The 23,060-nt window shown below is 69.3% G+C and carries 20 protein-coding genes; 12 read left to right on the top strand and 8 right to left on the bottom strand.

The annotated features are described in order from the left end of the window. Window positions 1-588: 588 nt before the first annotated feature. The 4 genes from VET29_RS03650 to efeU are packed head-to-tail and all read right to left on the bottom strand — an operon-like array spanning window position 589 to window position 4,215. The gene (locus VET29_RS03650) at window positions 589-984 is read right to left on the bottom strand and encodes an NUDIX domain-containing protein (RefSeq protein WP_324914616.1); all 396 of its coding nucleotides are present in this window, start codon (window positions 982-984) and stop codon (window positions 589-591) included. Beyond that, window positions 981-2,234: an iron uptake transporter deferrochelatase/peroxidase subunit gene (efeB, locus tag VET29_RS03645; protein ID WP_324914611.1), complete on the bottom strand. Its 1,254-nt coding sequence runs from the start codon at window positions 2,232-2,234 to the stop codon at window positions 981-983. Before efeB ends, VET29_RS03650 begins: the two co-directional genes overlap by 4 nt. Next, window positions 2,231-3,358, bottom strand: coding sequence for an iron uptake system protein EfeO (gene efeO, locus VET29_RS03640; protein ID WP_414636440.1), 1,128 nt, complete (start codon window positions 3,356-3,358; stop codon window positions 2,231-2,233). Before efeO ends, efeB begins: the two co-directional genes overlap by 4 nt. Further along, window positions 3,355-4,215 (bottom strand): iron uptake transporter permease EfeU, encoded by an 861-nt coding sequence (gene efeU / locus VET29_RS03635; RefSeq protein ID WP_324914608.1) that lies wholly within the window; start codon window positions 4,213-4,215, stop codon window positions 3,355-3,357. Before efeU ends, efeO begins: the two co-directional genes overlap by 4 nt. Before the next feature lie 226 nt (window positions 4,216-4,441). On the opposite strand from efeU, the gene VET29_RS03630 reads away from it, so the two are divergent. Further along, entirely contained in the window at window positions 4,442-5,248 is an 807-nt protein-coding gene (locus VET29_RS03630) for a murein transglycosylase (protein ID WP_324914604.1), read from the top strand. Window positions 5,249-5,291: 43 nt separating this feature from the next. Here the strand turns inward: VET29_RS03630 and VET29_RS03625 are convergent, their stop codons facing one another. Beyond that, window positions 5,292-5,678 (bottom strand): tetratricopeptide repeat protein, encoded by a 387-nt coding sequence (locus VET29_RS03625; RefSeq protein ID WP_324914600.1) that lies wholly within the window; start codon window positions 5,676-5,678, stop codon window positions 5,292-5,294. 150 nt (window positions 5,679-5,828) lie between these two features. Here VET29_RS03625 and eno point away from each other — a divergent pair, with 150 nt between their 5' ends. The 11 genes from eno to VET29_RS03570 all read left to right on the top strand — a co-directional run bounded on the left by eno (window position 5,829) and on the right by VET29_RS03570 (window position 18,093). Further along, entirely contained in the window at window positions 5,829-7,115 is a 1,287-nt protein-coding gene (eno, locus tag VET29_RS03620) for a phosphopyruvate hydratase (RefSeq protein WP_324914596.1), read from the top strand. Further along, window positions 7,115-7,627: a septum formation initiator family protein gene (locus VET29_RS03615; RefSeq protein ID WP_324914594.1), complete on the top strand. Its 513-nt coding sequence runs from the start codon at window positions 7,115-7,117 to the stop codon at window positions 7,625-7,627. The genes eno and VET29_RS03615 overlap by 1 nt, the downstream gene beginning before the upstream one ends. Before the next feature lie 17 nt (window positions 7,628-7,644). Beyond that, window positions 7,645-8,118, top strand: coding sequence for a DUF501 domain-containing protein (locus VET29_RS03610; RefSeq protein ID WP_324914623.1), 474 nt, complete (start codon window positions 7,645-7,647; stop codon window positions 8,116-8,118). A 225-nt stretch (window positions 8,119-8,343) separates the two neighbouring features. Beyond that, complete coding sequence (locus tag VET29_RS03605) at window positions 8,344-9,522, top strand: hypothetical protein (RefSeq protein ID WP_324914591.1); 1,179 nt, start codon at window positions 8,344-8,346, stop codon at window positions 9,520-9,522. An 80-nt stretch (window positions 9,523-9,602) separates the two neighbouring features. Then, window positions 9,603-10,556 (top strand): Ppx/GppA phosphatase family protein, encoded by a 954-nt coding sequence (locus VET29_RS03600; protein WP_324914587.1) that lies wholly within the window; start codon window positions 9,603-9,605, stop codon window positions 10,554-10,556. 151 nt (window positions 10,557-10,707) lie between these two features. After that, the gene (locus VET29_RS03595; RefSeq protein WP_324914583.1) at window positions 10,708-12,354 is read left to right on the top strand and encodes an ABC transporter substrate-binding protein; all 1,647 of its coding nucleotides are present in this window, start codon (window positions 10,708-10,710) and stop codon (window positions 12,352-12,354) included. Between the two features lie 68 nt (window positions 12,355-12,422). Continuing rightward, window positions 12,423-13,349, top strand: coding sequence for an ABC transporter permease (locus VET29_RS03590; protein WP_324914581.1), 927 nt, complete (start codon window positions 12,423-12,425; stop codon window positions 13,347-13,349). Further along, window positions 13,342-14,292, top strand: coding sequence for an ABC transporter permease (locus tag VET29_RS03585; protein ID WP_324914579.1), 951 nt, complete (start codon window positions 13,342-13,344; stop codon window positions 14,290-14,292). Before VET29_RS03590 ends, VET29_RS03585 begins: the two co-directional genes overlap by 8 nt. 18 nt (window positions 14,293-14,310) lie before the next feature. Next, window positions 14,311-15,297, top strand: a complete 987-nt coding sequence (locus VET29_RS03580; RefSeq protein ID WP_414636439.1) for an ABC transporter ATP-binding protein — start codon at window positions 14,311-14,313, stop codon at window positions 15,295-15,297. 40 nt (window positions 15,298-15,337) lie between these two features. Further along, window positions 15,338-16,354: a dipeptide ABC transporter ATP-binding protein gene (locus VET29_RS03575; RefSeq protein WP_324914622.1), complete on the top strand. Its 1,017-nt coding sequence runs from the start codon at window positions 15,338-15,340 to the stop codon at window positions 16,352-16,354. A 38-nt stretch (window positions 16,355-16,392) separates the two neighbouring features. After that, the gene (locus VET29_RS03570; protein WP_324914621.1) at window positions 16,393-18,093 is read left to right on the top strand and encodes a S8 family serine peptidase; all 1,701 of its coding nucleotides are present in this window, start codon (window positions 16,393-16,395) and stop codon (window positions 18,091-18,093) included. A gap of 51 nt (window positions 18,094-18,144) precedes the next feature. On the opposite strand, the gene VET29_RS03565 is transcribed toward VET29_RS03570, so the two are convergent. The 3 genes from VET29_RS03565 to VET29_RS03555 all read right to left on the bottom strand — a co-directional run bounded on the left by VET29_RS03565 (window position 18,145) and on the right by VET29_RS03555 (window position 23,052). Beyond that, window positions 18,145-19,524 (bottom strand): LPXTG cell wall anchor domain-containing protein, encoded by a 1,380-nt coding sequence (locus VET29_RS03565; RefSeq protein WP_324914575.1) that lies wholly within the window; start codon window positions 19,522-19,524, stop codon window positions 18,145-18,147. A 102-nt stretch (window positions 19,525-19,626) separates the two neighbouring features. After that, window positions 19,627-21,333, bottom strand: a complete 1,707-nt coding sequence (locus VET29_RS03560) for a carboxypeptidase-like regulatory domain-containing protein (RefSeq protein WP_324914573.1) — start codon at window positions 21,331-21,333, stop codon at window positions 19,627-19,629. 255 nt (window positions 21,334-21,588) lie between these two features. Next, window positions 21,589-23,052, bottom strand: a complete 1,464-nt coding sequence (locus VET29_RS03555; RefSeq protein WP_324914570.1) for a S10 family peptidase — start codon at window positions 23,050-23,052, stop codon at window positions 21,589-21,591. Window positions 23,053-23,060 lie beyond the last annotated feature (8 nt).

The raw sequence follows: 23,060 nt of genomic DNA, 5'->3' as shown, positions 1-23,060 counted from the left end.
GGTTGGGAGGGGATGTTTGGGGCGGGCGGGGGGTGGGCCTGTGGGGAGGTGGTGTGGGGGAGGGGATGTTCTTGGTTGAGATCGCGGGGCCGCAGGGCTAGCGCGCCGCCGGCCCGGCATGCGGATTCGGTGTGGAGCCGGATCAGCAGGGTGTCCAGTTCGGGGTCGTCGCCGGTGGTGGCGGCGTAGAAGTTGATCTCACTTTTGGGAAGGGCGAGAGTGGGGTTGGAGGGAGGAAGTGGGGTCAGAAGACTTGATGGAGGGGTGGGTAGGGGAGAAATGTGTGGGTGAGTGAGGGGCAATGTGTGGGTGAGTGAGGGGCAATGTGTGGGGGAGGCGAAGGGACGCCACTTGCACGATCCGCCGGTTCGCTCTGGTTGAGCGAGTTTGCCTATGAAAGGCGTCGTTCGCTCGGTGGTGTCGTGTTTGTGCTTGCCGGGGGCGGGCTTTGCTGTAGGTGCTTCGGTGGGGTGGCGTGCTGCCTTGGTCGCGTTTTGGGTATGGGTCGAGGGGATTGCCGGTGGTTTCCGGCTGTCCCCGTGGCCGGCCTTGGGGCCTTGTCCGTGCCTTTGTGCGCCCGGTTGGTGCTTAGCTGAGGCGTCCGGTTTTGTGTAGGTGATCGAAGATAATCTGGTCCACCGGGGATACTCTTGGGCGGTCCTCGTAGGTCAGCCAGCGGATTTCTGCTATCTCGCTGCTTGCTGTGGGAACTCCCTCGTATCGCGCGGAGTAGCACCTCATCTGGACCGTGACGCCTGTCGGGTGGCCGTGGGCCTGGGCGGTGAACGTGCCCTCGTGGACCGCGGTGCTGGGGTCTATGGACACCGTCAGTTCCTCCCTTGTCTCGCGGACCAGCGTGTCCACGTCGGACTCGCCTGGTTCGCGTTTGCCACCGGGGAGGTAGTAGACGTCTTTTCCTTTGGACCTCGTGCTGAGGATTCGGCCCTCGGCCAGTTCCAGCCACGCGATCTTGTCGATTGTCATGTGAACAGTGTGTCGCCCCAGTAGCCGCCCTTCGACAGTCCGGGGGGTACCGCGAACAGTCCTGAGCCCGTGTGTTCCACGTACTCCATCATGGAGTCCTTTGACGACAGCGCCTGCTGCATCGGCACGAACTGTTTTCGGGAGTCTCGGTTGAAGCCTATGAAGAACAGGCCCGCGTCCAGGTGTCCCAGGCCGTCCGTGCCGTCCGTGAAGTTGTAGCCACGCCTCAGGATCCTTGCTCCCTTGAGGTTTTCCGCCGAGGCCAGGCGGATGTGTGCGTCCTCCGCGATCACCGGGATGCCGCCCTCGCCGCGGACGTGTAGGTCCGGCTCGTCGTACTCGGCCACCTGCCCCAGTGGGGCACCCGTTCCCTTGGCGCGGCCCACGATCGCTTCCTGTTCGGACAGCGGTGTGCGGTCCCAGATCTCTATGTGCATGCGGATCCGGCGGGCGACCAGGTACGTCCCGTCCGCCAGCCAGTCAGGCCCATCGCCCTTCGCCACCCACACGTGTTCGGTCAGTAGGTCCGACTCTTCGGCCTTCAAATTTCTCGTTCCGTCTTTGAAGCCGAACAGGTTCCTTGGGGTGACCTGGGACTTCGACGTCGACGACGTTCTGCCGAAACCCAGTTGCGACCAGCGGACCGCCACCTTGCCGAAGCCCAGGCGCACCAGGTTGCGGATCGCGTGGACGGCCACCTGTGGGTCGTTCGCGCACGCCTGCACACAAATATCGCCGCCCGACCTTGCCGGGTCCAGGTCGTCGGCCGGGAAACGCGGAAGCGGGGCCAGGGCCGGCGGTAGCTTCGACGCCGCACCGAAACGGTCGTCGAACAGGGACGCGCCGAAGCCGATGGTCAGGGTCAGGGCCGACGCCGCCAGGTCCAGCGCCTCGCCCGTGTCCGCCGGGGCCGCGTCCGGGAGCCCGCCGACCGCCCCGTCCGGCTTGGCCTCCAGGCCCCGCGTCATGCGTTCCGCGGCCACCGTCCAGTCCTTCAACAGCTGGACCAGCTCGGCACGGTCCGTCGTCGTCACGTCGAGGGCCACGAAGTGCATGCGGTCCTGTGCCGGCGTCACTATCCCGGCCTGGTGGCGGCCGTAGAACGGCACGGCCTCGGCCGCTCCGGACGTCTGGGTCACCGGGGCTTCGGTCAGTGCCTCGTTCGCCAGCACACCCGCGGCCGCGCCGGCGCCGGCCACCGCGGCGCCGGCACCCACCACGCCGAGCAGCCGGCGCCGGGAAAGCGTCATTTCCCTGCCACCACCTCGGCCACCTGGCTGATCGGCTCGCCCAGCGCGTCGACCGCCTCGGACATCTCCTTGATGTCGTCCTGGGTCAGGTCCGTGTACAGCTTGAAGCCGTCACCCACCCGGTGCTTCTCCAGCAGCGTGTCGACCGCCGCGAACTTGGCGTCCAGCGTGGTGAGGAGCTTCGGGTCGCGCTTCTGGATCACCGGGCGCAGCGCGTTGATGGCCGCCTGCGAGCCGTCGACGTTCGAGCGGAAGTCCCACAGGTCGGTGTGCGAGTAGCGGTCCTCCTCGCCGGTGATCTTGCCCGTGGCGACCTCGTCCAGCAGCTCCTTCGCGCCGTTCGCCAGCTGTAGCGGGGTCAGCTCGACGTCCTTCGCGCGGGTCGCCAGGTCCTCGATGTCCGACTGCAGCTGGTCGGCGATCGTGCCGGAGTCCGGCTGCAGGCCCTGCACCCAAAGGTCCTTCTCCAGGCGGTGGAAGCCGGTGAACTGCTGGCCCGGCTCGACGTCGTCCTCGCGGGAGTCGGTCTTGGGGTCGATGTCGCCGAAGCTCTCCGCCACCGGCTCGATGCGCTCCCAGTAGATCCGGGCGACCGGGAACAGCGCCTTGGCCTTGTCCACGTCGCCGGCCTTGACGGCGGTCGTGAACTCCTTCGTCTTGTCCACCAGGGCCACGACCTGCGAGTTCACGTACTGCTTGTAGCCGGCCGTCGCCTCGGCCAGCTGCTCGTCGGTGTCCGTCGCCTTCTTCGCGTCGCCGTTCACCGTGAAGGCGCCGCGGATGCCCTTGCCCTGCATGCCCGGCTTGCACGCCGTCTGGTACTTCCCGGACTCGCTCACCTCGACGATCAGTCGCCGGGTCAGGCCGGGCGTGATGTTCTCGACCTCGCCCATGATCCGGTCGCCGTCGGCGTACAGGTAGAACTCGGTGACCCGGCTGCCCTTGTTGGTCACCTCGAACGTGATGGTCCCCGCGTCGTGGGACGTGCGGGCCACCTCGCACTTGTCGTCGCTCGCGGCGACGGCGATCGCGCCGCCGGAGGACTCCGTCGGGGTCGCCGTGCCGCACGCGGCGAGGGCGAACAGGGCGAAGGTGCCGGTGAGTACGGCACGGGTCGAGGTCACGAGTGCTCCTTGGCTGGAACGGGGGACGGAGAGGCGGCGGCCGGCGCGGGCTGTTGCCTGCGCGGCCACAGGAAGATGGTCAGCACGACCACGACGTAGAGCACCCACACGACGGCCTGCAGGACCGTGGTCTGGGCGGAGTAGTTGAGCAGGCCCTTGAGCAACGCGCCGTACCAGGAGTCCTCCGGCATCGGGCCGGACAGGTCGAACGCGAGCGTGTTCAGGCCCGGCAGCACCCCGGCCTCCTGCAGGTCGTGCAGGCCGTAGCCGAGGATGCCTGCCGCGACGAACACCAGCAGGACACCCGTGTAGGTGAAGAACTTCCCCAGGTTGAACCGGACGGCACCGCGGTAGATCAACCAGCCGAGCACGACGGCGACGGTGATGCCGACGACGAAGCCGATCAGCGGCTCGTCCGGCCCGGTTTCGGCGGTACGCACGTTCGCGTAGAAGAACGCCATGGTCTCCAGGCCCTCGCGACCGACCGCGAGGCACGCCATGACCGCGACCGCCACCGGGCCGATCGCCAGCGCGTCGGACAGCCTGCCGCGCAGGTCCTTGGCGATCGTTCTGGCCGTCGAGCGCATCCAGAAGATCATCCAGGTGACGAAGGCCACCGCCATGATCGACAGTGAGCCACCGACGATCTCCTGCTGCTCGAACCGCAGTTCGCCGATCGTGTAGGCGACCACGGTGCCGATGGCGACGCAGATCAGCAGCGCGGCGGCGACCCCACCCCACACCCATCTCAGCGCCGACCGCTGGTCCGACTTGACCAGGAAGGCGACGAGAATACTGACGACCAGCGCGGCCTCGAGGCCCTCGCGCAGGCCGATCAGCGCGCTGCTGAACAGCACCGTTCCTCCCGGAGTTGGTATGCCTAACCTTGCTGAAGGTAGGCATGCCTTACCTATGTTGTCCAGCCGGGTCCGCTGGATGCGCACCGAAAGCACTCGCAACTGTCCGAATATTCGTATTTGTCCAGTTCAAGACAGCCGAAGAACCAGCCGAAAGGGGACGTTTCGCGGCGCTCCGAGCGCGCGTGAGCCACAACACCCCCGACGGATCCGTACCTTGGAGTTCGTGTCCTCCCCTGACCTGTACGACAGACCCGGGTTCGTCCCCCCGCCTCGCCGCCGCCGGATCGGTGGGGTGGTCGTGTTGGTGGCCGTGCTCATCGCCGGCCTGGTCGTCGTGGTGATCGGGACGCGGCACGAGGGCGTCGTGGCCACGCGTCCCGACTTCGTGGTGCCGGAGCTGGACGTGGCGCCGGGCAGCGCCGTGCCCACCGCGACCGCGGTGGCGGCACCGCCGGGCAAGGACAGCGTGGCGTCGTGGGCCAGACGGGTCTCGACGAAGATCCAGGTCCCGGCACGTGCCCTGGAGGCCTACGCGCAGGCGGAGATCCTGACCGCCCGGTCCACCCCCGGTTGCAGGATCACCTGGACGACGCTCGCCGGGGTCGGCCGGGTCGAGTCACAGCACGGGCGGCACGCCGGCACGCGGATCGGCGCGGACGGAGTGGTGACGCCGCCGATCATCGGCATCGCGCTCGACGGGTCGCCGGGGGTGCGGGCCATGCCGGACACCGACGGCGGACACCTCGACGGCGACGCCCAGTGGGACCGGGCCGTCGGCGCCATGCAGTTCCTGCCGACCACCTGGGCGCGGTGGGGCATGCGGGCCAGTGCGGACGGTGCCCCGCCGGACCCCCAGAACATGGACGACGCCGCGCTCACGGCCGCCAGGTACCTGTGCGCCAGCGGGGGTGACCTGGCGACCGCCGCTGGCTGGTGGAAGGCCGTGTTCACCTACAACACCTCGACCACCTACGGCCAGGAGGTCTTCAGCGGCGCCGACGCGTACGCCAAGGCCGCCGCGAAGATCTAGTCCGATGCCCACCGACAGACGCGGCGAACGTCGGTGGACCGCGCTAGCGATCCCGCTCTACGGAGATGCGCGCGCTGACCTCGCCAAGCGCCTCCTGGTAGGCCGGGTCCGGGTGCATGGCGACGGCCAGGCGCAGCTGGGTCTGTGCCTCGGAGAGCCGGCTCATCCGCTGCAGGGTCTTGCCGAGCGCGAACAACGCGTAGTGGTCGGTGGGGTCGAGCTCGATCACCCGCCGAAACGCCATCTCGGCCCGCCTGAGCTGGGCCGAGATGAGGTATGCGCGTCCGGCGAGCAGGTGCACCGACGACTTGTCTGGCTCCGCGTCGAGGACCGGCGCGAGCACCGCCAGGGCATCCAGCGGCCGGCGTTGGGCCACCAACGACTCAGCGCGGCGGAACGCCTCGAAGGTCTCCTGGGCGTCTCCGGTCATGGTGCGGTCAACGCTACCGGGGCCACCCGTGTTCCAGAAAGATCCACAAGGGTGGTTACGGAGTGTTCTTAGCGAGTCTCCATCGGGGGAATCCGGAGGCTCTGTACGCTCGTTGACGAGACTTTCCTGAACCGGTTGAGGAGCAAGCACGTGGCGGTTATCGAGCAGGTTGGTGCGCGTGAGATCTTGGACTCGCGCGGTAACCCCACCGTCGAGGTGGAGGTCGCTCTCGACGACGGCACGCTGGCCCGCGCAGCGGTGCCGTCGGGTGCGTCCACTGGGGAGCACGAGGCCGTCGAGCTCCGGGACGGGGACGCCAAGCGGTACTCGGGCAAGGGCGTCGAGAAGGCCGTGCAGGCCGTGCTCGACGAGATCGGCCCGGAGCTGAAGGACATCGACGCCGTCGACCAGCGGATCGTCGACCAGAAGCTGGTCGACCTGGACGGCACGCCGGACAAGTCGCGCCTGGGCGCCAACGCGATCCTGGGTGTTTCGCTCGCCGTCGCGAAGGCGGCCGCGGACTCCAGCGGCCTGGAGCTGTTCCGCTACATCGGCGGCCCGAACGCGCACGTGCTGCCCGTGCCGATGCTGAACATCCTCAACGGCGGCGCGCACGCCGACTCCGACGTGGACATCCAGGAGTTCATGATCGCGCCGATCGGCGCCGAGTCGTTCCGCGAGGCGCTGCGCTGGGGCGCCGAGGTCTACCACTCGCTGAAGTCGGTGCTGAAGGGCCGCGGGTTGGCCACCGGTCTGGGGGACGAGGGCGGCTTCGCGCCGAACCTGCCCAGCAACCGCGAGGCGCTCGACCTGATCGTGACCGCGGTCGAGAAGGCGGGCTACACGGTCGGGCGGGACATCGCGTTCGCGCTGGACGTGGCCGCCACCGAGTTCTTCTCCGACGGCACCTACGTGTTCGAGGGCACCAAGCGCAGCGCGGAGCAGATGACCGCGTACTACACGGAGTTGCTCAACGCGTACCCGATGGTGTCCATCGAGGATCCCCTTTCGGAGGATGACTGGGACGGCTGGGTGCGCCTGACCGACGAGATCGGCGAGCGGGTCCAGATCGTCGGCGACGACCTGTTCGTCACCAACCCGGAGCGCCTCGAGGAGGGCATCGCCCGCAGGGCGGCAAACGCGCTGCTGGTCAAGGTCAACCAGATCGGCACGCTGTCCGAGACGCTCGACGCGGTGAACCTGGCCACGTCCTACGGCTACCGCAGCATGATGAGCCACCGCTCCGGCGAGACCGAGGACACCACGATCGCCGACCTGGCCGTCGCGACCGGTGTCGGGCAGATCAAGTCGGGTGCCCCGGCCCGCGGTGAGCGGACCGCCAAGTACAACCAGCTGCTGCGCATCGAGGAGATCCTCGGCGACGCCGCGCGCTACGCCGGCGACCTCGCGTTCCCCAGGTTCAACCCGGAGAGCTGATGGCCGGCGAGCCCGCGCGGGAACCCAGGAAGCGCACCACCGGCCGGCGTCCGCAGAGCGTGCGCCGGCCGAGGGACGGCCGGCCGGCCCGGCCCGTGGTGCCGGGGCGTGCGGGCCGTAGTCGCACCGTCCGCGCGGCGGCGGCCTTCGGGCTGTCGACCACGCGGCGGGCCGCGGTGTTCGCGATCGTGGTGTGCGCGCTGGCGTTGTCGGTCGCGGTGCCGCTGCGGACCTACCTCGGCCAGCGCGACGACGTGGCCACGGAGGAGCAGCGGCAGGCCGAGCTGCGCTCACAGGTGCAGGCGCTGCAGGAACGCAAGGCACAGCTGGACGATCCGGCGCAGGTCGAGGCCGAGGCCCGCCGCCGGCTGCGGTACGTGATGCCGGGGGAGACCCCGTACATGGTGGAGCTGCCCGGCGACGGGACCAGCGAGACCGGCGACGAGCCGGCGAAGGGCAAGGCGAAGGACGAGTCGTGGTACCAGCTGCTGTGGAACGCGGTGTCGGGGTGAGTGAGCGCACCGCGACCGTGTCGGAGGCCGACCGCCTCGCGGTCGGCGAGCAGCTGGGCCGGCCGCCGCGGGCGATCCGGAAGGTCGCGGCCCGCTGCCCGAGTGGGCATCCGGCGGTGATCAAAACCTCGCCCCGGTTGGACGACGGCACCCCGTTCCCCACGCTGTACTACCTGACGTGCCCGCGGCTGACGTCCCTGACGAGCCGGCTTGAGGCGAGTGGGCTGATGAAGGAGATGACCGAGCGGCTGGCCGTGGAGCCCGAGCTGGCGGCCGCGTACCTCGCCGCGCACCGGTCGTATCTCGCGGAGCGGGACGCCATCGAGTCGCTCGGCACGGACGTGAGCGCCGGTGGAATGCCTGGTCGGGTGAAGTGCCTGCACGTACACGTGGCGCACGCGCTCGCCGTCGGGCCGGGCGTGAACCCGTTCGGGGACGAAGCGGTCGAGCTGCTGAAAGCGGACTGGCCGGCCGGTGACTGTGACGCCTAGTCACGCCAACTGGTAAACGCGAAGTTTCATGCGCGGCTAAGTTCATGTACCCGAAAGGGCAACCTGGCGCCCATATATCTACGTCTGTGATGCGGAAGGTTACGGCTTGACCGTCAACTGACCCCTTTCTTGCGATGATGGTTCGTGAGACGGTGGCAGGCGGCACACAGGCTGCGACGGACGGCGACCTGTCCGTCGCGCACGGCGCGAAGGGGTTCGGTACAGGTGAGTGCGGCGAACGGAAGATCAGCCGAGCGGCGTCTCCGGCGGCGGCGCCGGAAGCTCGCGGCGGCGACCAGCACCGTCCTGCTGGTCGCGGCGGCGGTCGCGGGGGAGCCGATCAGTCTGGCGGCGGGCGCCACCCAGGTCGCGGGTGGTATCGGCGGCGGTCTGAAGGGCATGACCGATCCCGACAACGTCGGCGCGTCCGGCCGGATGAACGACGACGACGAGATCGGCGACTACCTCAAGGACAACGCCGACGACGTCGACAGCCTGCTCAAACTCGGTGGTGACGCACCGACCGACGACCAGCTGGGCATCCCGGGCAACATGCTCGAGGCCTACATGAACGCGGCCGACATGCTGGCCGAGTCCCAGCCGAGCTGCAATCTCGACTGGTCGCTGATCGCGAGCGTCGGCCGGATCGAGTCGAACCACGCGCGTGGCGGCAAGATCGACGACAACGGCGACACGGTGCCGAAGATCTTCGGCCCGGTGCTGGACGGCGGCGGCTTCGCGGCGATCCGCGACTCCGACGGCGGCAGGTTGGACGGCGACAACCGCTGGGACCGCGCGGTCGGCGCCATGCAGTTCATCCCGACGACGTGGACCAAGTACGCCTCGGACGGCAACGACGACGGCGTGCAGAGCCCGCACAACGTCTACGACGAGACGCTGGCCGCCGGCAAGTTCCTGTGCTCGGGCAACCTCGACCTGTCGAACCCGGCGGACCGCGCCGCGTCCGTGTTCCGCTACAACCACTCGGACAGCTACGTCGCGACGGTGCTCCTGTGGGCGGACGCCTACGCGGATGGTGTCACCCCGATGCCGGACGACTACGTGCCGACGGAGGACGCGTACGGCCCGCCGTCGGTCGGCGACGAGCCGCCGCCGCCCCCGACGAACCCGCCGCCGACTGGTACGCCGGGCGGCGGCACCACGAGCACCCCGCCGACGACGCCGAGCGGACCGATCGGCTCTGGCACCGGCATCCCCACGTCTCCGCACCTGCCCACGACGACGACCACGCCGCCGTGCACCGCGACGTCCGACCCCACCACGACCACCTCGGACACGCCGGCGTCCTCGACCGAGCAGCCGGGCACCACCGACTCGGCCGAGTCGACGACAACGACCACCGAGACGACGACCACCACGACGACGCCGTCGCCGACCTGCTGAGGTTCGGGCCCGTCGCCGGCCGGCGGCGGGCACCGCAAGCAGGCGGGGTGACGGGTCGCGTCGTCGCATAGGCTGGCGGCATGGCACGGGTTGCGGCGATCGACTGCGGGACCAACTCCATCCGTCTGCTGGTCGCGGACGTGACCGAGCACGACGACGGCACCTCGCATCTCCGTGACGTGCATCGCGAGATGCGGATCGTCCGCCTCGGCGAGGGTGTCGACGCGACCAAGCGCCTTTCGGTCGCCGCGCTCAAGCGGACCAGGGACGCGCTCGCCGACTACGCGATGATCTGCCGCCGAAAGGGTGCCGAGCGGGTCCGCATGGTCGCCACCTCCGCCACCCGCGACGCCACCAACCGCGACGAGTTCTTCGCCACGACGCGGGACATCCTCGGTGTCGAGGCCGAGGTGATCTCCGGCGACGAGGAGGCGCGGCTCTCCTTCGCCGGCGCAGTCGGCGACCTGGAGCCGGCGGACGGCCCGTTCGTCGTCACGGATCTGGGCGGCGGGTCGACCGAGCTGGTCGTCGGCACCTGGGACGGCAAGCGTGCCGACGTGCTTGGCGCACTCTCCGTCGACATCGGCTGCGTGCGGATCACCGAGCGGTGCCTGCGCGGAGACCCGCCCACGGCCGACGAGATCGCACAGGCCAAGGACTTCACCGCCGAGACCCTCCGGCCCGCCTTCGACGTCGTGCCGGTCGGCGAGGCGCGGACGTGGATCGGCGTGGCCGGGACGATCACCACGCTCTCGGCCGTCGCACAGGGTCTGCCGGAGTACGACGCCGAACGCACGCACCTGTCCCGCCTTTCGCGTGCGGACATCGGCCGAACGGCGCAGTGGCTTCTTCGTGCCACGAAAGACGAACGGGCCGCCAACCGGGTGATCCACCCCGGCCGGGTGGACGTCATCGGCGGTGGCGCGCTGATCACCGAGGTGCTGGCCGACCGGCTCGCGGAAACCGCCGGGATCAGCGAGTTGCTGGTCTCCGAGCACGACATCCTCGACGGGATCGCCCTTTCCCTGCGCTGACCGGTCGCGGAGATTGTGACTCCTTCGTGATCCCACTGCGGGTGGGCCGGTTTCCGTTGAGCAACTAACGTCCTGACACATTCCGGCCGCGCGGCCGGAGCAAGCACACGCGGGCGGCGGACCGCAGGGGTACTTGTCGAGGAGTTCCCTCATGCGCAGACCGCGCGCGCTCGCGGCCGCGGCGATTCCGCTCGCCATAACACTGACGATCACCAGTTGCAACACCGCCGGCGAGAAACAGCAGGGCGGCGGCAACGCGGACAAGACCAGGTCGGCCGTGCTCACGGTCTTCGGCTCGGAGCCGGAGCGTCCGCTCGTCCCCGGTGACACCAACGAGACCGGCGGCAGCAAGATCATCGACTCGCTGTTCACCGGGCTGATGTACTTCGACCCGGCCTCCGGCCAGGCGAAGGAGGCCAACGCCGAGTCGTTCGAGCTGACCGCGCCCGACGAGTACACGGTCAAGCTCAAGAAGGGCTGGAAGTTCCACGACGGCACCGACGTCACGGCCGACAGCTACATCAAGGCCTGGAACTACACCGCCTACGGCCCGAACGCCCAGCAGATGGCGAGCTTCTTCCAGCAGATCGAGGGCTTCGACGACGTCTACACCGAGGACCCGGACGGCCCGGAGGGACCGCAGAAGGCCCCGACGCCCAAGGCGACGGAGATGTCCGGCCTGACCAAGGTGAACGACTACGAGTTCAAGATCAGGTTCTCGGCGCCGTACACCCTCTTCAAGATCAAGACCGGCTACGGGGCGTTCATGCCGCTGCCCGACGCGTTCTTCGCCGACCCCGAGGGGTGGAAGAAGAACCCGATCGGCAACGGACCGTTCCGGTACGTCGGCCGCGTGCCCGACCAGAACGTCGAGATCGAGCGCTGGGACGGCTACCAGGGCCCCGACAAGCCGAAGATCAAGGGCGTGAAGTACGTCTACACCGACGCTGACGCCGCGTACGCCGACGTCAAGGGCAACCAGCTCGACTTCCTGGACACCGTGCCGCCGCAGGGCATCGCCGGCAACGTGTGGGAGTCCGACCTGCCGGGCCGCGCCAAGGCTTTCCGGGTCATGGCGGTCCAGCAGATCTCGTTCCCGCTGTACGACCCGAAGTACCAGAACGTGGACTTCCGACACGCGATCTCGATGGCGATCAACCGCGAGCAGGTCACCAAGACGATCTTCGAGGGCAACCGCAAGCCGATCGACGGCTACGCGCTGGAAGGGGTGCCCGGTTACGAGCCGGGCGCGTGCGGCAAGTACTGCGAGTACAACCCGACCGAGGCGAAGAAGCTGTTCGACAGGTCCGGCTGGACGGGGCCCATCCAGATCACCAGCAACGCCGACAACGGCCACAAGGAGTGGATCGAGGCGGTCTGCGGCCAGCTCAAGGAGGCGCTCAAGACCGAGTGCACCTTCGAGCCGGTGCAGGCGTTCGGGCAGATCCGGCAGGCCATCAACGCCCACCAGATGACCCAGATCTACCGGGCGGGCTGGGTCATGGACTACCCGGACATCGAGAACTTCCTGAACCCGATCTTCCGCACCGGCGGGTCGTCCAACGACAACGGCTACTCAAACCCCGAGGTCGACGCCAAGCTCAAGGCGGCGGACGAGGCGTCCTCACCGGAGGAGGCGCACCGGCTGTACCACGAGGCCGAGGTGATGATCGCCAAGGACATGCCGGTCGTCCCGCTGTGGGAGACGCCGTCGATCAGTGCGTGGTCGGACCGGCTGACGAACGTGCGGCTGACCCCGTCACGTGAGCTGGACCTCTCCTACGTAGAGGTCAAGTAGACCAGCGGCTCGTGGGCCGGCTCCCCGTCACCCGGGAGCCGGCCCCCCAGGGGTACTCAGGAGATGCCATGGGACGTTACGTCCTCCGCCGCCTGCTGCAGCTGGTCCCGGTCTTCGTCGGCACCACCTTCATCATCTTCGTGCTGGTGTGGGCGGTGCCCGGCGACCCGTTCACCGGCATGTGCGGCGACCGGCCGTGCCCGCCGCAGTTCGTCGCGGCCATGACCGACAAGTACAACCTCAACGACAACGTCATAGTGCAGTACCTGAAGTACATGAGCGCGCTGCTCACCGGTGACTTCGGGACGACCTACTCCGAGCAGTCCGTCGGCGAGCTGATCGGGCTCGCGGCGCCGGTGTCGCTGCGGCTCGCCGTGGTCGCGGTGACCATCGAGGCGGTCATCGGCGTCACCGCCGGGGTCCTCACCGGCCTGCGTGGCCGGGGCTTCCTCGACAACCTGGTGCTGGTGTCGACGCTGTTCCTGATCGCGATCCCCACGTTCGTCACGGGGTTCGTGATCCAGATCGTGCTCGGTTTCCAGCTGGCGATCCTCAACCCGACCGTCTCCGCCGACGCGACCTGGGGCGAGCTGATCATTCCCGGGTTCGTGCTCGGCAGCCTGTCCATGGCGTACGTGTCCAGGCTGACCAGGACCTCGATCTCGGAGAACAGGCGCGCGGACTACATGCGCACCGCGCTCGCCAAGGGCCTGCCGAAGAGCCGGATCGTCGGCGTCCACCTGCTGCGCAACTCGGCCATCCCGGTGCTCACGTTCCTGGGCACCGACATCGGCAACCTGATGGGCGGCGCGATCGTGACCGAGGGCATCTTCGGCATCCACGGCGTCGGCAGGCTCGTATACGACGGGATCATCGACAAGCAGGGCTCGATCGTCGTCGGCGTGGTCGTCCTGCTGGTGGTGGTGTTCCTCGTGGTCAACCTGCTCATCGACCTCACCTACGCCGTACTCGACCCGAGGATCCGCTATGACTGACCCCACGACGGCGATGGCCGGGATCGGCACCGCCGAGTACGTGACCGCGGCGGAGCACCGGGAGACCGGGCCGGGCAGGCCACGCAGCCTGTGGTCCGACGCGTGGCGAGACCTGCGGCGCCGGCCGCTGTTCATCGTCGCCGGCGCGGTGATCGTCCTGCTGGCGGTCATCGCGATCTTCCCCAGCTGGTTCACCTCGGTGGACCCGAACCACCAGGACCTGGACTTCTCGCGGCAGAAGCCGTCCGGGGACGCCTGGTTCGGCTACGACCTGCAGGGCAGGGACGTGTACGCCCGCGTCATCTACGGCACCCGCTGGACGTTGCTGGTGGGGGTCGCGGCGAGCGTGCTGACCGTGCTGGTCGGCGCGTTCCTCGGCATCCTCGCCGGCTACTTCGGCGGCTGGGTGGACGGGCTGGCATCGCGGATCGGCGAGATCTTCTTCGGCCTGCCGTTCGTGCTCGGCGCGATCGTGATCCTGAACCTGGTGCGCAACGCGCAGATTCGCGGCGCGCTGCCGATCGTGTTCGCGGTGGTGGCGTCGATCGCCGTGCTGTCCTGGCCGGTGGCCATGCGCATCATGAGATCGGCGGCCATCGCGGCCAAGCAGCAGGACTACGTGAAGGCGGCCAGGGCGCTCGGCGCGAGCGCGCCGCGGATCATCTTCCGGCACCTGCTGCCGAACTGCCTGGCGCCGGTCCTCGTGTACGGGACCATCGCGCTCGGCGCGTTCATCGGGGTCGAGGCGACGCTGTCGTTCCTGGGCATCGGTCTGCGCGACCCGGCCGTGTCGTGGGGCGTGATGATCTCCGACGCCCGCAACTACGTGCGGGTGGCGCCGCACATGCTGCTGTTCCCCGCCGGCTTCCTGACCGTGACCGTCCTGGCCTTCGTGATGCTGGGCGACGCGGTCCGCGAGGCCCTCGACCCGAAACTGAGGTGAGCCATGGAGCCAGGTGCGTTGGCGGATCCGCTTCTGGAGGTCGAGGACCTCTTCGTGGAGTTCCGCACGCGGGACGGCGTGGCCAGCGTGCTCAACGGCGTCACGTACCACGTGAACGCCGGCGAGACACTGGCCGTGCTCGGCGAGTCCGGGTCGGGCAAGAGCGTGACCGCGCAGGCGATCATGGGCATCCTCGACATGCCGCCCGCGGTGATCACCGGTGGTGAGATCCGGTACCACGGCGAGAACCTGCTCGCCGTGAGCGACGAGCGGCGCAACGACGTCCGCGCCGAGGGTGTCGCGATCATCTTCCAGGACGCGCTGTCCGCGCTGAACCCCGTCTACACGGTGGGTTTCCAGATCGAGGAGCAGCTGCGCGTGCGGCTCGGGATGTCGCGGCGGGAGGCCCGGATCCGCGCGGTCGAGCTGCTCGACCTCGTACGGATTCCCAACGCGGCCCGGCGGGTGCGGCAGTACCCGCACGAGTTCTCCGGTGGCATGCGGCAGCGCGCGATGATCGCGATGTCGCTCGCCCTGGACCCGGAGGTGCTGATCGCGGACGAGCCGACGACCGCGCTCGACGTTACCGTGCAGGCCCAGATCATGGACCTGCTGAAGGAGATCCAGGTCGAACGCAGGATGGGGCTCATCCTCATCACGCACGACCTTGGCGTGGTGGCGGAGGTCGCGGACCGGATCTCGGTCATGTACGCGGGCCGGATCGTGGAGCACGCGGACGCGCCGTCGCTGTACCGCAACCCCGGCCACCCGTACACGGCGGCGCTGATGGACTCGCTGCCCAGGCTGGACCAGAAGGGCTCGACGCTCAACACCATCCGGGGGTTGCCGCCGAGCCTGCTGCACATCCCGCCGGGCTGCCCGTTCCACCCACGCTGCCCGATGGCGACCGCCCGGTGCTCGGCGGAGATCCCCGCCAACCACGGGCTGGGGTTCGGGCGGACGTCCAGGTGCCACTTCGCGGAGGAGCTGGTGTCGCGTGTCTGAGCGGAGCTTGCGGAGCGAGTCGTCGGGTGCTGAGCGGAGCTTGCGGAGCGAGTCGTCGGGTGCTGAACCCATTCTGGAGGTTCGTGATCTGGTCAAGCACTTTCCGGTTCGGGTGGGTGTGTTGTTCAAGCACACCGTCGGGCAGGTGCGGGCCGTGGACGGCGTCTCGTTCGACCTGAACGAGGGCGAGACGCTCGGCGTGGTCGGCGAGTCCGGCTGCGGCAAGTCCACGCTGGCGCAGGTGCTGATGCGGCTGGAGCCGCCGACGAGCGGCACCGCGCGCTTCCGCGGGCGGGACATCTTCGCGATGCGTGGCGGCGAGCTGCGGAAGCTGCGGCGCAGCATCCAGATCGTGCTGCAGGACCCGTACACGTCGCTCAACCCGAGGATGACCGTCGGCGACATCGTGGGTGAGCCTTTCGAAATTCACCCGGAAGTGGCACCGAAAGGGTCGCGTGCGGGCAAGGTTCAGGAGCTGCTGGACGTCGTCGGGCTCAACCCGGAGCACCTCAACCGGTACCCCCACCAGTTCTCCGGCGGGCAGCGTCAGCGCATCGGGATCGCCCGTGCGCTGGCGCTGCGACCGGACGTCATCATCTGCGACGAGCCGGTGTCCGCCCTGGACGTCTCCATCCAGGCACAGGTGATGAACCTGTTGGGAGATCTACAGTCCGAGTTCGGACTGTCCTATGTGTTCATCGCGCACGACCTGTCCGTGGTGCGGCATCTCTCGGACCGGGTGGCGGTCATGTACCTGGGCAAGGTGGTGGAGCTGGGCACGGAGGACCAGATCTACAACCACCCCGCGCACCCGTACACCCAGGCCCTGCTCTCGGCCGTGCCGGTGCCGGATCCGACCGTGCGCGGGCAGCGACAGGTCATCCGCCTGGAGGGTGACGTGCCGAGCCCTGTCGATCCGCCGTCCGGGTGTCGGTTCCGCACCAGGTGTTGGAAGGCGGCGGACATCTGCGCCGCGGAGGAGCCCGCACTTGTCCACAGGGCGGGGGATCACCCCAGCGCATGTCACTTCGCTGAGGAAAGATCGGTCGTGCCGTAGGACCGGTTGACGAGGAGGCGTGCGTGAGACGCAAGATCATGCTGGCTGTGGCGGTAGTGGGTGCCGCCGCGGTCGGTGTGCCGGCGGCCGCCGAGCCCACACCGCCCGAACCGTCCGGCAGGACGGTCGAGTACAGCGTCCTCGCCAGAGACGGCGTGGACGTCGGTGCGGTCGAGGCGGCCGTGCGGGCAGCCGGCGGCACGGTGACCCGCGACAACCCGGCCGCCGGCCTGCTGACCGTGGAGGCGCCGGAGAACGGCTTCACCACAAGGCTTTCGAGCGTGCGGAGCGTGCTCTACGTGAGTCGCACCGTCGCGATCGGGCACACGCCGACCAAGGTGCCCATTGTGGACAGGGACGCGGTCGAGAAGGAGAACCGCGCGGGCGGGGCGGGAAACAGGAGGGACAGACCCCAACCCACTGGGATGGATCCGCTCGACGGCCTGCTGTGGGGGCTGCGGTCCGTCCGGTCGGATCTCGCGCGGACCGTCCAGCCCGGGAGCAAGCGGGTGAGGGTCGGTGTGCTCGACACCGGTGTGGACGGCTCGCACCCGGACATCGCGCCGAACTTCGACGCGGGCCTGTCCCGCAACTTCACGCACGACATCCCGGTCGACGGGAACGGGCACCTCGTCGACGGGCCGTGTGAGTTCCGTGGCTGCGTCGACCCGCCGAACTGGGACGACGGCGGTCACGGCACGCACGTGGCCGGCACGATCGCCGCGGCCCCCAACGGCATCGGCATCACCGGCGTCGCGCCGCGGGTGTCCATTGTGAACATCCGAGGCGGCCAGGACTCGGGGACCTTCTTCCTGCAGCCGGTCGTGGACGCGCTCACCTACGCGAGCGACGTCGGCCTCGACGTGGTGAACATGTCGTTCTTCGTGGATCCCTGGCTGTACAACTGCGCGGCGAACCCGGCCGACACGCCGGAGCAGCGGGCGCAGCAGCGGACCGTCGTGACGGCCATGACCCGCGCACTGAACTACGCGCACCGCGGTGGCGTCACGATGGTGGTGTCGCTCGGCAACCAGCACGAGGACAACGGCGCGCCGAAGGCCGACGAGACGAGCCCGAACTTCCCGGTCGGCAGCGCGCACCATCGCGTCATCGACAACTCGTCGTGCCTGGTGTTGCCGATCGAGGGCCCGCACACGATCGGTGTCGCGGCCTACGGCCCCTCCGGCGCCAAGGCCGACTACTCCAGCTACGGCCTGGAACAGATCTCGGTGTCGGCGCCGGGCGGCTACTTCCGTGACTTCTTCGGGACGCCCCGGTTCCGGACCAACGAGAACCTGGTCCTCTCGGCGTACCCCAGGAACGTCGGCGTCGCCGCGGGCTCGATCGACCCGGCCACGGGCGAGGTGACGGCGGCGGGCGCCTCGCTCGGCGTGCGGAAGTCGTGCCGTGGCGCGGTCTGCGGCTACTACCAGTTCCTGCAGGGCACGTCGATGGCGGCCCCGCACGCGGCCGGCGTCGCGGCGCTGATCGTGTCGCAGTACGGCCGGCTCGTGGGCCGTGACATGCGCATGAACCCCGACGACGTGCAGCGGGTACTGGAGAACACGGCGTTCAGGCGCTCGTGCCCGATGCCGAGGACGGTCGACTACACCGACGAGGGCCGCGACGACTCGTTCACGGCGACGTGCGTGGGCGGCACGGACTTCAACGGCTTCTACGGCCACGGCAACGTGGACGCGTGGGCCGCGGTCACGAGCGGGGAGCAGTACCTGGGCTGACTGACAAGGGTGAGTGCCCCGTGCGGTGCTGGGCCGCACGGAGCACTCGGCTCAACCGGCCCTGCGCCTTCGGGCCAGCAGCAGCGCGCCGCCGCCCAGCAGAAGGGCGGCCATGCCGGAGAGGCCCGGCAGGACCAGGCTCGCGCCGGTGTGGGCGAGATCGGGCAAGGCGCTGCCTCGCGGCGCGGGCGGGTTGCCGCCCGGCCCACCCGGCCCGGCGCAGGCCGGTGGCGGCACCAGGTTGGGGTTGTCGCCTACGCCGCCGTAGACCCAGACGAGGTAGTCGTCGCCGTCCCGGTTGGCGACCACGTCCACCGGCACGTGGTTGCCGTACTTGAAGACCCAGTGCTTGTCCGGTGGCACCACGAACATGTCGTACTGCCCGACGGGCAGTGGTCCCAGCGAGAACCGGCCGGCCGGGTCGCTCGTGTCCTCGCCGACGATCGGGCAGCCGCCGCCCTTGTGGGTCAGGAGCACGCGGAAGCCGGCGCGGGAAGCTCCGGGGTCGTTGTTCGTGATCTGGCCGGAGAACTCGGCGACCTGGCCCGGCACCGAGGCCTGGTCGCTCGTCCGCGGGTTGGCGCCGTAGTCCACACCGGACTGTCCGAACGCGCAGTCGACCCGCACGTACCCGAAGTCGTAGGCCGTGGCCGGCATGGCTTCGGTGACCTCGACGACCTTGGACGAGTCCGCCGGGATGGTCACGCCGCCGTCGGACAGCCCGGCCCAGCCGCCGCCCGTGAGGTTCGGGTACGGCTCGCGGTGCTCACAGGTCGCGACGATGCCGGTCAGCAGCAGGCGGCCCTTGTTGGTCAGCGTCACGCGGACGGTCGGCGCGTCCTCCTTCGCGTAGGTGTCCCTGGTGAACTCCGTGCTGACGGCCAGGACGGTGTTGAGCGGGCGCTCGGGCTGAGTGGCCTTCCCGGTGATCCTGACGGGGAAGGAGTACTCCCGTTGACCGAACCGCACGTACAGCCTGGCGGTTCCGGGGTCGGCGACCGTGCCCGTGACCTCGCGGCTGACGCGTGCGCCTGCGTCGAGGGTGACGTCCATGGCCGGGTCTTCGCCGGGCGTGAGCTCGACCATGTCCGCGTGCGACGGGAAGGACCCGGACGTGGTGACCGGCTCGGCCCCGGTGTTCTCGACCGTCACGGTGGCGGTGATCTTCTTGCCGGGGAGGTAGGACGGCTGGTCGAATGTTGCGGTGACCCGCAGGTCCCTCGGCTCCTCGGCCGGTGGCGTCTCCGGCGCCGAGGACGGCGGGTTCTCCGTCGAGGAGGAGGGCGGCGACCCCGGTTCCGGCGAGGACGAGGTCGGCGGCGAGGACGGGTCGACGGGATCGGCGGTGGCCACGGCGGTGACGGCCAGACCGAGCAGCGCGGCGGTCAGTGCCAGGCCGAGCCTCGCCGTGGTTCTGTTCGAGGAACGCACGCTCATCACCTCGGGTTCGTCGAAGTCCCGAAGTGCACGCTTTCGCGCCACGCCCGGTTGCCTCGCCGGCCACCCGATCCTTCGGGTGGCCGGCGCGGGACACTAGTCCTTCTCGAGTGGGCGGCGCCTGCGAGTCCCCAGGACCGCGCCGGTGCCTGCCAGCAGTGCGAGCGTGCCGACGAGGACCGGGACGGCGATGCTCGCGCCGGTGTCGGGCAGCCCGTCCACCGGGGCGGTGCGACCCTGCGGCGCCGGGGCCTGCGGCGCGGCCGGGCAGCTGGGCAGCGTCGGCGGCGTCGCGGCACCGGGCGCCAGCTCGATGTACATCTGGCCGGTCCACCTGCCCACCACGGAGGTCGAGGTGGGGTTGTCGTACTCGACGTGCCAGCCGGCGGGCGGGAACATGTACAGGTCGTAGTCGCCGACCGGGACCTGGTGGAACGCGAAGCGGCCGTCCGCGCCGGTCGTCGCCTCGGCGACCGCGCAGCCGCCGCCCTCGGGCACGAGCACCAGCCGCACCCCGGCGATGCCGGTGTCGTCGTCGGCCAGGACACCCTCGAGGTCGCCACGCTGGCCAGGCACCGCGGCCCGGTCGGAGTCGTGCGGGTTGTGGTCGAAGTCCTCGACGTTCTTGTAGCTGAAGTCGCAGCCGACGGTGACGAAGCCGTACTCGTAGGCGTCGGCCGGCATGGGCTCGGTGACCTGGAGGACCAGGGCGGTGTGCGGTGCGACGGTGACGCCCTCGCCCGCGAGGTCGCCCCAGCCCGGTCCGCTGCCGTCGAGGCTCGTGCCGAAGCCGCCCCGGTCACAGTTCGCGACGATGCCGATGAGTGGGTCGTCCGTCGAGTTGGTCAGCGTCACCCGGACTACCGGCGCCTCGTCCCGTGCGTAGGTGTCCTTGGCGAACTCCAGGTCCACGGTCAGCCCGACGAGCGGGCCGACGGCCCGGAACAGCAGACCGTCCACACCGGACTCGTCGACGACGACCTGGCGGTACCCGACCTTCAGCCCGTCCGGCCCGCTGCCGTCGACGAAGTACGTGCTGGTCGGCAGCTTGTCGATGGCGAACCGGCCGGTCGAGTCGGACGTCGCCGTGAAGGTGGCGCCCTCATGCAGCTGGTTGCGCCACGTCAACTCGACGCCGCCCCGGCCCTCGCCGGTGTCGTACTTCCCGTTGGCGTTCTCGTCCACGTACACGGTGCCCCTCGCGTGCCCGAAGGTCTGCCTGATCGGCACGGTGAACGTGAACAGCTGGGCCGTTCCGGACGTGGCGTCGGAGAACCACGCGTAGAGCTTGGCGGTGCCGACGTCCGGGTTGCCCATCGCACCGGTCAGGTCGTGGGTGACGCTCGCACCGGCGGCGAGGGTGAACGTGCCCTCCTCGAACGGACTCGGGAAGTTCACGCCGATCGCGTCGGGCTGACTCGAGAAGAAGTGCGCGTTCAGCGAGACCGGGGTGGTGCCGGCGTTCTTGACCGTCAGCGTGATGGTCATCTTCTCGCCGGTGTTGTAGGACGGCTTGCCGAACGTCGCCGTCGCCTGGATGTCCTGGACGGACTGCGTGGTCGCGTCCTCGGCCTGGGGCTGCGCGTCGACCGGTGCATCCGGCTCGGTCGGTGCGGTGCTTTCCGTGCTCTCGGTCGGTGGCGCCGGAACGGTCGTACCGGTGGGTTCACCGGTCTCCGTGGCGGCCGGCGCCGCGGGATCGGCCGGGTCGGCGACGGCCGCGGCGCTCGCCATGGCGAGGCCGAGCACCGCCGCGCTCAGTGCCAGGCCGAGCCTGGCTAACGGGTTGGGTCTTCTAAGCACGCCAAATCACCCCAGTTGCTTGGGGCGGCCGGAATCCCGGCTGTGTCGACGGTCCCCGCACCGCACGAACGGGAGCGGGAACCGCGGCCGCCATGCGTGACAATCCGGCGAGTATATCGCGATCAGTACGAAGTCGACGATTCAACGCGGAACGGACGAACTCCGCGATGTGGCAAAGGGGGTACCGGTCTCGCGACCGGTACCCCCTTGTCCCATGTGGCTCGTGGCCGAGCCGTGTTCTACGTGCCGGGTTGGTCAGCGGTTCGACGCGGAACGGACGAACTCCGCGATGTCCTTCGACTGCTGGATCCGGGACGGCTCGTGCACGTACATCATGTGGCCGGCCTCGTAGTAGGCGACCTCGATGTTCTCCCGCAGCTCGGCCGGCAGCTGGAGGTGTGCCAGCACGTGCTCGGTCGCGAAGTACGGGGTGGCGCCGTCGGTGTAGCCGGACGCGACGTGCACCTTGAGATGCGGGTTGGCCCGCATCGCGGTGGCGAGCTTGTCGGCGACGGTCACGTGGGAGTTCTCGAACTCCTTGTACGACCAGTTCTCGTTCGTGGTCTCGCTGAGCACCTCGTAGGGCAGGTCGTTCGGGTACTCCAGCTCGGCGCGGACGTAGTGGTTGAGCGCCGCCGCGTACGCGCCGCTGATGGCGGTGATGGACGGGTCGTTCTCCCAGTGCTCGCGGGCGTAGTCGGGGTCCCAGCCGGTGAAGCGTCCGTCGAGCCGGCCGACGGTCTGGCGGCGGTGGCGCAGCAGTTCGGTGTAGAAGCGGACGTGCTCGACCCGCAGGTCGACGCGGTCGAGGAAGTCCTCGGACAGGCCGGTGAGCGAGGCCAGCTTGGCGATCGCGGCGGTCCGGTCCGCATCGGAGAGCCGGCTGCCCTGCGACAGGACCCACGGGTAGTCGCGGGCGGCGTACTCCTCGGCCTCGGCGAGCACGTCGGCGAGCGGACGGTCGCCGAGCAGGCCGTGGTAGTGCGCGATGGCCGCGTAGGTGGGGAGGAAGGTCGAGTAGGGCAGGTCGTTGCCCTTGGTGAAGTCGAGCGAGCCGAAGTCGAGCACGGCGGAGATCAGGATGATCCCGTTGAGGTAGAGGCCGTGGCGGGACTGCAGGAGGTGGGCGAGGCCGCCCGCACGGGTGGTGCCGTAGGACTCACCGGCGATGAACTTCGGGGACAGCCAGCGCCCGTTGCGGGTGGTCCACAGCCGGATCACCTCGCCGACGGACTCGAGGTCACCCTGGAACCCGTGGTAGTCGGCGGGCTTCTCGTTCTTGGCCGCACGCGAGTACCCCGTGCCGACGGGGTCGATGAACACGAGGTCACTGTGCGCGAGCAGCGACTCGGGGTTGTCGACGAGGCTGTAGGGCGGCGGCGCGGGGTCGCCCACGTCCCCCGACACCACGCGGCGGGGTCCGAACAGTCCGAGGTGCAGCCACACGCTGGCGGACCCGGGACCGCCGTTGAAGGCGAAGGTGACGGGTCGCTGGGTGGGGTCGGCGTCGTCGAGGGTGTAGGCGGTGAGGAAGACCTCGGCCTTGGGGAGGTGCCCGTCGAACTTGCCGTCGGTGAGCACCTCCTGGCGCAGCACGAGCCGGCCGGTGGTGGCGGTGTAGGTGAGCTTGCGGCGCTTCACCGTGAGTGTGTGCGAGGTGGTGACCAGATCGTCGGTTAGCTCGAGTGGCTTGGTGTCGTCGCCGGTGGTGTCTGCCATGCGGGGCA

The sequence above is a fragment of the Actinophytocola sp. genome (genome assembly GCF_035634895.1).
GTDB lineage: Bacteria > Actinomycetota > Actinomycetes > Mycobacteriales > Pseudonocardiaceae > Actinophytocola.
The sequence above is the reverse complement of the archived record's forward strand: the minus strand, read 5'-3'. Positions and strand labels throughout refer to the sequence as shown.

What these genes read in the sequence shown, in the direction of transcription:
- VET29_RS03650 (WP_324914616.1), bottom strand. Translation starts at nt 984, where the DNA reads ATGACAATCGACAAGATCGCGTGGCTGGAACTGGCCGAGGGCCGAATC.
- efeB (WP_324914611.1), bottom strand. Translation starts at nt 2,234, where the DNA reads ATGACGCTTTCCCGGCGCCGGCTGCTCGGCGTGGTGGGTGCCGGCGCC.
- VET29_RS03625 (WP_324914600.1), bottom strand. Translation starts at nt 5,678, where the DNA reads ATGACCGGAGACGCCCAGGAGACCTTCGAGGCGTTCCGCCGCGCTGAG.
- VET29_RS03615 (WP_324914594.1), top strand. Translation starts at nt 7,115, where the DNA reads ATGGCCGGCGAGCCCGCGCGGGAACCCAGGAAGCGCACCACCGGCCGG.
- VET29_RS03600 (WP_324914587.1), top strand. Translation starts at nt 9,603, where the DNA reads ATGGCACGGGTTGCGGCGATCGACTGCGGGACCAACTCCATCCGTCTG.
- VET29_RS03595 (WP_324914583.1), top strand. Translation starts at nt 10,708, where the DNA reads ATGCGCAGACCGCGCGCGCTCGCGGCCGCGGCGATTCCGCTCGCCATA.
- VET29_RS03590 (WP_324914581.1), top strand. Translation starts at nt 12,423, where the DNA reads ATGGGACGTTACGTCCTCCGCCGCCTGCTGCAGCTGGTCCCGGTCTTC.
- VET29_RS03585 (WP_324914579.1), top strand. Translation starts at nt 13,342, where the DNA reads ATGACTGACCCCACGACGGCGATGGCCGGGATCGGCACCGCCGAGTAC.
- VET29_RS03570 (WP_324914621.1), top strand. Translation starts at nt 16,393, where the DNA reads ATGCTGGCTGTGGCGGTAGTGGGTGCCGCCGCGGTCGGTGTGCCGGCG.
- VET29_RS03555 (WP_324914570.1), bottom strand. Translation starts at nt 23,052, where the DNA reads ATGGCAGACACCACCGGCGACGACACCAAGCCACTCGAGCTAACCGAC.